Source organism: Streptomyces montanisoli, from assembly GCF_017813245.1.
Lineage (GTDB): Bacteria > Actinomycetota > Actinomycetes > Streptomycetales > Streptomycetaceae > Streptomyces > Streptomyces montanisoli.
Genome location: NZ_JAGIQL010000254.1, coordinates 1 through 6688 on the forward strand (window position 1 = coordinate 1; position 6688 = coordinate 6688).

6 protein-coding genes are annotated in these 6688 nt (G+C 75.1%); 4 read left to right on the forward strand and 2 right to left on the reverse strand.

Features of this window, described 5'->3' with window-relative positions; translation table 11 throughout:
* Positions 1-1400, forward strand: a 1400-nt coding sequence (locus JFN87_RS31385; protein WP_372449328.1) for an amylo-alpha-1,6-glucosidase, incomplete at its 5' end; no start/stop codon positions are given.
* A gap of 63 nt (positions 1401-1463) precedes the next feature.
* Here JFN87_RS31385 and JFN87_RS31390 read toward each other — a convergent pair.
* Together JFN87_RS31390 and JFN87_RS31395 are read right to left on the reverse strand one after the other, a co-directional pair.
* Positions 1464-2099, reverse strand: a complete 636-nt coding sequence (locus JFN87_RS31390; RefSeq protein WP_209345633.1) for a response regulator — start codon at positions 2097-2099, stop codon at positions 1464-1466.
* Positions 2096-3307: a sensor histidine kinase gene (locus tag JFN87_RS31395; RefSeq protein WP_307865669.1), complete on the reverse strand. Its 1212-nt coding sequence runs from the start codon at positions 3305-3307 to the stop codon at positions 2096-2098. The genes JFN87_RS31390 and JFN87_RS31395 overlap by 4 nt, the downstream gene beginning before the upstream one ends.
* A 168-nt stretch (positions 3308-3475) precedes the next feature.
* On the opposite strand from JFN87_RS31395, the gene JFN87_RS31400 reads away from it, so the two are divergent.
* From JFN87_RS31400 to JFN87_RS31410, 3 genes are all read left to right on the forward strand, one after another.
* Positions 3476-4567, forward strand: a complete 1092-nt coding sequence (locus JFN87_RS31400) for an ABC transporter permease (protein WP_209345635.1) — start codon at positions 3476-3478, stop codon at positions 4565-4567.
* Positions 4564-5256 carry an ABC transporter ATP-binding protein gene (locus tag JFN87_RS31405; protein WP_209345637.1) on the forward strand — a complete coding sequence of 231 codons (693 nt, stop codon included), beginning with the start codon at positions 4564-4566 and terminating at the stop codon, positions 5254-5256. Before JFN87_RS31400 ends, JFN87_RS31405 begins: the two co-directional genes overlap by 4 nt.
* A 111-nt stretch (positions 5257-5367) precedes the next feature.
* Positions 5368-6688, forward strand: a 1321-nt coding sequence (locus tag JFN87_RS31410; protein ID WP_245182698.1) for a sensor histidine kinase, incomplete at its 3' end; no start/stop codon positions are given.

The following is a 6688-nucleotide window of genomic DNA, read 5'->3' on the forward strand; positions in this document are numbered from 1 at the left end:
ACACCGAGGACTGGGGTCCAGGCGTGAGCCCTCCCGACCTGGGGCCGGCCGGCCCGGAGGACGTGGCCGAACGCGTGGCACGCGAGCAGGCGGACTTCCGCCGCGACGACCTGCCTGGCCCCGGCGGCGCACCCAGCGCCGGGCACGCCGGGCACGCCCGGCATTCCGGCGAGCCCGCCGGTCTCGACCGGGCCTGCGCGCGCGGACTCGCCGACCTCGCCCAGCTCCTGGTGCCCGCCGAAGGACCGGACGGCGAGCGGGTGCTGATGCCCGGAGCCGGAGTGCCCTGGTTCCTCACGCCCTTCGGCCGCGACTCGCTCCTCACGTCGTTCTTCGCACTGCCCTACAGGCCCGGGCTCGCCAGGGGCACCCTGCTCGCCCTGGCCGCCACCCAGGCCACCGCGCACGAACCGGAGCGCGTGGCCCAGCCCGGCAAGATCGTCCACGAGGTCAGGCACGGCGAGCTCGCGCACTTCGGGCAGGTGCCCTACGGCCGGTACTACGGCTCGGTCGACAGCACGCCCCTGTTCCTCGCCCTGCTCCACGCGTACACGGAGCGGACGGGCGACCGCTCGGTGGCCCGCCGCCTCGAACCGCACGCACGGGCCGCCACCGGCTGGCTGCACCGCGACGGCGGGCTCGGCGAGCGCGGGTACCTGGTCTACGAGGCCGACCCGAACGGGCTGCTCAACCAGAACTGGAAGGACTCGGCCGGCGCGGTCTGCTTCCCCGACGGCAGCCAGGCCACGGGCTCGGTGGCCGTGGCCGAGGCACAGGGCTACGCGTACGACGCCCTGCGCCGCACGGCCGCCCTGGCCCGCGAGGTCTGGGGCGACGCGTCCTGGGCGGCCGAGCTGGACGCCGCCGCGGCCGACCTGCGCGGGCGCTTCCACCGCGACTTCGTCCCCTCCGGCACGGGCTTCCCCGCGCTCGCCCTCGACGGGGACGGCCGCCGCGCCGACGTGCTCGCCTCCGACGCGGGCCACCTGCTGTGGTCGGGCATCCTCGAACCGGAGACCGCCCGGCTGGTGGGGCGGCGGCTGGTGGCGGACGACTTCTTCTCCGGCTGGGGCATCAGAACGCTCGCCGCCGGCCAGGCGCCCTATCACCCGCTCTCGTACCACCGCGGGAGCGTGTGGCCGCACGACAACGCGATCGCCGTCCTCGGCATGAGCACGTACGGCCTGCACGAGGAGGCAGCGACGGTCTGCGCGGGGCTCCTCGCGGCGTCCGCCCACTTCGGCCACCGGCTGCCCGAACTCTTCTCGGGCCACGCCCGGCGGGCCGACGGGCCCGCAGGACCGATCCCGTACCCGCACGCCAACTCCCCGCAGGCCTGGGCGGCAGCCACACCGCTCGCCCTGCTCACAGCCGTACGGTCCCGGCGGCAGGGGGCCTGACACCCCTGCCGCCAGGGCCGTACCCACGGCATCGGTGCCGGTACCAACGGCGGCGGCCGCGGCTCAGCGGCGGATGAGGCCGAGTTCCGCCGCGACGGCCACCGCCGCCGTGCGCGAGTCGACGTCGAGCTTGGCGTACACGCGCGCCAGGTGGGACTTCACGGTGCCCTCCGTGAGGTGCAGCCGCCGCCCCACGGCCTGGTTGGAGAGCCCCTCGGCGACCAGGACGAGCACCTCCGTCTCGCGCCTGGTCAGCCGGGTCGCCGGGGCGCGCAGCCGCGCCATGAGCCGGTCGGCGACGGACGGTGCCAGCGCGGTGCGCCCGGCGGCCGCGGTACGCACCGCGTCGGCCAGATCCTCGGGCGGGGCGTCCTTGAGCAGGTAACCCGTCGCGCCGGCCTCGATCGCGGGCAGCGTGTCGGCGTCGGTGTCGTACGTGGTGACGACCAGCACGCGCGGCGCGCCGGGACGGGCCGTGATGAGGGCGGTGGCCTCCGCGCCGCCCATCCCGGGACCGAACTGCAGATCCATGAGGACGACGTCGACGCCGCCCCGCGCCGCGCGCGCCACGGCCTCCTCCGCGGTGGCCGCCTCCGCCACCACCTCCATGCCCGGCTCGGTCTGGAGCACGGCCCGCAACCCGGCCCGCACCACGGGGTGGTCGTCCGCGAGCAGCAGGCGGATCTGCGCCCCCGTCACCGGACGGACCCGGCGGGCGCCTCGGCGACGGGCAGCCTGGCGGCCAGGGTGGTGCCACGCCCGGCACCGGACTCCACGGTGAGCGAGCCGCCGAGCGCCCGCGCCCGGGCGCGCATGGCGGGCAGCCCGAACCCGCCGTCGCGCGGATCACGCGCGGGCAACCCGTCGGGATCGAAGCCCGAGCCGTCGTCGGCCACCTCGACGGCGACCTCGTCACCCAGATAGCGGAGGGTCACGTCGACCGTCGTGGCGCGCGCATGGCGGACGGTGTTGCCGAGCGCCGACTGGGCGACGCGCAGCAGCGCCACCTCGTGCCCGCCCGGCAGCGCCACCGGCTCGCCGCACAGGTGGAAACGCGCGACCAGGCCGTGGCGGTCCGCCGTGGCACCGCACAGCCGCTCGAGCGCCCCGGCCAGCGTGGCACCGTGCAGCCCGGGCGGCGCGAGCGCGGCCACGAACCGCCGGGCCTCGGCCAGGTTGTCCACGGCGGCCCGGCGCGCCTGCTCGACGTAGTCACCGGCCACCTCCTCCGTGGCGGGCAGCGCACGCTGCGCGGCACGCAGCAGCAGCTGGATGCTGGACAGGCCCTGCGCGAGCGTGTCGTGGATCTCGCGCGCCAGACGCTCGCGCTCCGCCAGCACACCGGCGGTGTGCTGGACCTGATCCAGGTCGGCGCGGGTGGCGGTGAGCTCCTCGATGAGCCTGCGGCGCGCCTCGCTCTCCCGGTACAGCGCCTGGTACCCCCACACGACGGCCACGGCCACCGCCGCGCCCAGCGCGGGTCCGACCACGGCCGCCAGTGTCAGGGCGCCCGCGTGCGCGGCGAAACCCGCGATCGCCGCCACGGTGGTGGCCACGACCGCGGCGAGGCCGGTACGGCGCGACAGCAGGTGCAACTGGAGGAAGTCGAGCGGGAAGGCGAGCCACACACCGTCGGCGGACAGTGCCAGCAGCGCGAGCCACACGACACCCGTGGCCACCAGCCACAGCCCGGCGTCCCTGCTCCTGAGATGTACACCGGGCAGCAGCGGGCCCACCGCGTACACGGCCCCCAGCGCCACGGCCGCCACGACGACGAGCGCGGCGCGCGGCGCGCCGTCCGCCACCGCACGGCCGGCCGCGAGCGCAAGCAGCCCGGCGACCAGCAGGTGCAGGCACCACACCAGGACACGGGGCGTGGGGGTGAGGGTGCGGCCGTTCGTGTTCACAGTTTCCCCAGCCTACGAGCCACCGCCCGCCGCGGCCTCTGCCGAAAGTTACAAGCCCGCCCGCACCCTTTCGCCCGCGAGATCCGCTCGTCGGCCCGATGTCGCCGGGCGGCCGTCAGGCGAGGGTGGAGCCGTTCCGCTTTCGTCGTGGGAAGGGCCGGGCCAGGCATGTTCGTCGGCTGGAGGGACCTCAGGTTCGCCAAGGGGCGGTTCGCCCTGATGGGGACCGTCATCGTACTGATCACCCTGCTGGTCGGACTGCTGTCGGGGCTGACCGCCGGGCTCGGCCGGCAGAACGTCTCCGCGATCACCGGCCTGCCCGCCGACAGGATCGCCTTCGACGTGCCGAGCGCCGGGCAGTCGCTCTCCTACTCCGGCACCACCGTGACCGAGAGCCAGTGGCGGCGATGGTCGGCCGTGGACGGGGTCACCAGCGCGGAGCCGCTGGGCATCACCACCACCAGGGCCACGTCGGGCGACCGCAGCGCCGGCGTGTCCGTCTTCGGCGTCAGGCCCGGCTCGGCACTCGCTCCTGACGGTGCACGGACACGCGACGGCTCGGTGGTGCTGTCCACCGGCGCCGCCGACGGCCTCGGGCTGCACAGCGGCGGCACACTCACACTTGCAGGCCGGAAACTGCACGTCACCGCCGTGGCGGGTGACGCGTCCTTCAGCCACACGCCGGTGATCTGGACCAGCCTGGACACCTGGCGCGCGGCCGCGCCCACCGCCGCTGCCGCCCCGGGAGGGCCGACCGCCTCCGTCATCGCGCTGCGCACCACCGGGGGAGTGGACACGAAGGCCGCCGACCTGGCCGCCGGCACCAGGACCGTCACCAAGGGCGACTCGCTGTCCGCCATCGGCTCGTACACCTCCGAGAACGGCTCGCTCCAGCTCATGCGCGGCTTCCTGTTCGCCATCTCCGCCCTGGTCATCGGCGCGTTCTTCACCGTGTGGACCATCCAGCGCCGCGGCGACGTCGCCGTGCTCAAGGCGCTCGGCGCCTCCACCGCGTCCCTGCTGCGTGACGCCCTCGGCCAGGCCGTCGTCCTGCTGACCGCAGGGACGCTCATCGGCACCGCGGGCGCGGCCGCCGTCGGCGCGGCCCTGGCGGGCACCGCCGTGCCGTTCCTCGTCACACCCACCACCGTCGTGCTCCCGGCCGCGGTGATCATCCTGCTCGGCGCGTGCGGAGCCGCCCTGGCGATCCGCCGCATCACGTCCGTCGACCCGCTGACCGCACTGGGGAGCGCCCGATGAGCCTCAACCTGACCGGAGTCACCCTCATCTACCCCGACGGCGACAGCCGCCTGACCGCCCTCGACGACGTCACCCTCGACGTGCCGCCCTCCACCCTCACCGCCGTCGTCGGCCCCTCAGGCTCCGGCAAGTCAAGCCTGCTCGCCGTCGCCGCCACCCTCATCACGCCCGGCACCGGCACGGTCAGCATCGATGCCACCGACACCACCGGCATGAGCCGCCGCGAACTCACCGACCTGCGCCGCCGGAAGATCGGCATGGTCTTCCAGCAGCCCAACCTGCTGCCCTCCCTCACCGCCCTCGAACAACTGCAGGTCGTGGCCGTGCTCGACGGGCGCTCACCGGCCGCCGCCCTCCCCAGGGCGAGGGAACTGCTCGACGCCGTCGGCCTGGCCGGCGAGGCGGGCCGCCGCCCCCACCAGCTCTCCGGCGGCCAGCGCCAGCGCGTCAACATCGCACGCGCCCTGATGAACGACCCCACGGTCCTCCTGGTCGACGAACCCACCAGCGCCCTCGACCACGAACGCGGCCGCGCCGTCGTCGACCTGATCGTCCGCCTCACCCGCCTGCGCGGCACCGCCACGGTGCTGGTGACCCACGACACCACCCACCTCGCGGCCGCCGACCGGATCGCCGAGGTGCGCGACGGGCGGATCGGCCACCACACCGGGATCGAACGCGCGTCCTGACCCTCATACCAGAGCGGGACGTTGCACGGGCAACTTCGCCAACTGCCGTCCGCACCCCCGCGCATCCCGACTACCGTGAGTGCCCGATGATCAACGGAGGGCGCTGACGGCATGTCTCAACTTCGCGCACCCGCTGCGCGGCCCGACCGCCGCGAGGGCGGCCGGCACGGCAGGCCCGGCGCCCGGGGCAGAGCCCCGGGCGCCAGGACGGCGCCGCGGCGGCCCAAGGACACCCGTATACGCCCGCAACTGCTGCGCGCCGCCGTCCTGCCGGCCATATTCGCCTCACTCAGCGGCGCCGTGGCCGTCGTGGTCGTCCTGCGCTCGACCGGCGCGGAACCCACCACCGGCGCCTGGGCCGCCCTCGCCGTCACCGCACTGCTCGCTCTGGTGTCCGTGGCGGCCGCCGCGCTCGGCGCCGAGCGCGCCGCCCGCACCGTCATCGAACGCTGCCACGCCCTTCGCCGCTCCAGCGCCCGCGGCCAGGAGGAGCTGCGGTCCGTCGTGGAGCGGCTTCGCGGCGGCGAGCGCGTCACGGTGCGCCGCACCCAGCCCACCGCACAGGCCCAGGGCGACGAGATCGACCGGCTGGCCCGCGAGCTCACCCGGTCGCAGGAGGCCGCCGTCGCCGCCGTCGTCCAGGCGTCACGCCTCTCCAGCAGCGCGGGCAACGAGCAGAAGGTGGAGGTCTTCGTCAACCTCGCCCGGCGCCTCCAGTCGCTCGTGCACCGCGAGATCCAGCTCCTCGACGACCTGGAGAACAAGGTCGAGGACCCCGAACTGCTCAAGGGGCTCTTCCACGTCGACCACCTGGCCACCAGGATCCGCAGGCACGCGGAGAACCTCGCGGTCCTCGGCGGCGCGGTCTCGCGGCGTCAGTGGAGCAGGCCCGTCACCGTGACCGAGGTGCTGCGCTCCGCCGTCGCCGAGGTCGAGCAGTACCAGCGGGTCACCTTCGTGCCGCCGGTCGAGGGCACCCTGCGCGGCCACGCCGTGGCGGACGTCATCCACCTGCTCGCCGAACTCGTCGAGAACGCGACGCTGTTCTCCGCCCCGCACACCCAGGTGCTGCTGAGTGCCCAGCGCGTGACGGCGGGCATCGCGGTGGAGGTGGAGGACCGTGGCCTCGGGATGCGGGCCGAGGAGCGCACGGCCATGAACGGCCTGCTCGGCGACCCGGACCAGGTGAACGTCGCGCACCTGCTCCAGGACGGCAGGATCGGCCTCTTCGTGGTCTCGGCGCTGGCCCGCAGGCACGGCATCGCCGTCCGGCTCCAGTCGAACATCTACGGCGGCGTCCAGGCCGTGCTCGTACTGCCCCAGGCCCTGCTCGGCACCGACGAGGACACGTCGCCGCGTGGCGTGCCGCAGGCCGTCGCCGCCCGCGTCCCGCTCGCGCCGGGGCCTGGCCCGGGGCCGAGCCCTGCGCCGG

What these genes read in the sequence shown, in the direction of transcription:
- JFN87_RS31400 (WP_209345635.1), top strand. Translation starts at nt 3,476, where the DNA reads ATGTTCGTCGGCTGGAGGGACCTCAGGTTCGCCAAGGGGCGGTTCGCC.
- JFN87_RS31405 (WP_209345637.1), top strand. Translation starts at nt 4,564, where the DNA reads ATGAGCCTCAACCTGACCGGAGTCACCCTCATCTACCCCGACGGCGAC.